Origin of the sequence: Sphingomonas sp. Ag1 (assembly GCF_000980895.1) — a bacterium.
GTDB lineage: Bacteria > Pseudomonadota > Alphaproteobacteria > Sphingomonadales > Sphingomonadaceae > Sphingomonas > Sphingomonas panaciterrae.
Genome location: NZ_LAZX01000015.1, coordinates 1 through 1,472 on the forward strand (window position 1 = coordinate 1; position 1,472 = coordinate 1,472).

The window sequence follows — 1,472 nt, forward strand, 5'->3', positions numbered from 1 at the left end:
GCGAGGACCAGATCGTCCTTGCCCTCCAGATGGTGGTAGAAGCTCCCCTTGGTCACGCGCAGCTCGGCCGCGATGCGATCGACCGACGCGCCGCGATAGCCGTCGCGGTTGATCAGGCGGGTGGCGGCGCGCAGGAACGCGTCGATGTCGACCTCCTGCCGCGGCTCGGGCGGCGTGGCGCGGGCGAAGGACATATGGACCAGCGCGCTGGTCGCCGGCGCGACGCCGCGCTCCCACACCTCGAACATGCGGCGCTCGACCCGATCGAAATCCTCGATCGCGTAGAAGCGCAGCCAGACGGGGAGCCACAGCACCCCCTCCAGCACGACGTGCGCGCGTGCGGTGTTGACCGCCAGATCCTCCGGCTTGGTCGCCGGGCCGAACCAGTCGCGCATGCCGCGCAGGACCGACTGGTAGAGTTCCGTCGCCTCGGCGCGATAGGGCTCGGGCAGCGAGCTCATGCCCGTCAGCACCGTCATCGGCCGTTCCTCGCCGGTGCGCATGCCGCGCTGAGCGGCGAAGACGAGGTGGAGATAATGGTTGAGGCGCGCGCGCGGATCGGGGCGGGTCGCGGCCTCGGCGACCTTGTCCGCGATCCGGCCCAGGGTTTCCATATAGGCGGCGTGCGCCAGCATCTCCTTGCGCTTGAAATAATAGGCCAGGCTGTTCTGGTTCATGTCCACCAGCTCGGCGACATTGGCGAAGGTCATGCCCTTCAGCCCGTGCTGATTGATCAGGGTCGCCGCCGCGTCGATCAGGCGATTGCGCCGCGCGATGAACTTGGCGGTCTTGCTGTCGGTGGTCTCGATCGCGGTCATTGCCGTCTTGGTTAGCATGAACCCAGGCACCCGTCATCGCAACCGATTGTGCTCCGCCCCCGGCTATGCCAAACAGCGCGAATAAAGAAAGCGGTATGGTTGGGAGAGGGTGATGGGGAAAGAGTGGAACGGGTCGGTCGTGATCGTCACCGGCGCGGCGTCGGGGATCGGCCGGGCAAGCGTGCACGCCTTTGCCGCGGCGGGGGCCAAGGTGATCGCCAGCGACATCGCCGAGGGGGTCGAGGCGCTCGCCGACGAGACACCCGGGGGGATGTGCGTCGCACTGCGCGGGGATGCGGGGGATGAGGCGCATGTCATCGCGCTGGTCGCCGAGGCCGAGCAGCACGGCACGCTGCGCGGCTTCTTCGCCAATGCCGGCATCACGGGCGGCCCGGCGACGGTGAGCGAGGCCGATCCGGCGCTGTGGATGGCGGTGCTGCGCGTCAATCTGATCGGGCCGGCGCTGGCGATCAAACATGCAGCGCCGGTGATGGCGCGCCATGGCGCAGGCGCAATCACCTGCACGGCGTCCGTCGCGGGGCTGCGCGCCGGGGCGGGGCCGGCGGCCTATTCCGCATCGAAGGCGGGGCTGATCAACCTGGTCAAGGTGTCGGCACTGGAGCTGGCCGGCAGCAACGTTCGCGTCAACGCGAT

At 68.7% G+C, this 1,472-nt stretch carries 2 protein-coding genes; one reads left to right on the forward strand and one right to left on the reverse strand.

Features of this window, described 5'->3' with window-relative positions; translation table 11 throughout:
- Window positions 1-818 (reverse strand): TetR/AcrR family transcriptional regulator (locus XM50_RS00120; RefSeq protein WP_197075229.1); only part of this gene is annotated, 818 nt, incomplete at its 3' end.
- A 112-nt stretch (window positions 819-930) separates the two neighbouring features.
- On the opposite strand from XM50_RS00120, the gene XM50_RS00125 reads away from it, so the two are divergent.
- Window positions 931-1,472: SDR family NAD(P)-dependent oxidoreductase (locus XM50_RS00125; RefSeq protein ID WP_046406304.1), on the forward strand; the 542-nt coding region annotated here is incomplete at its 3' end.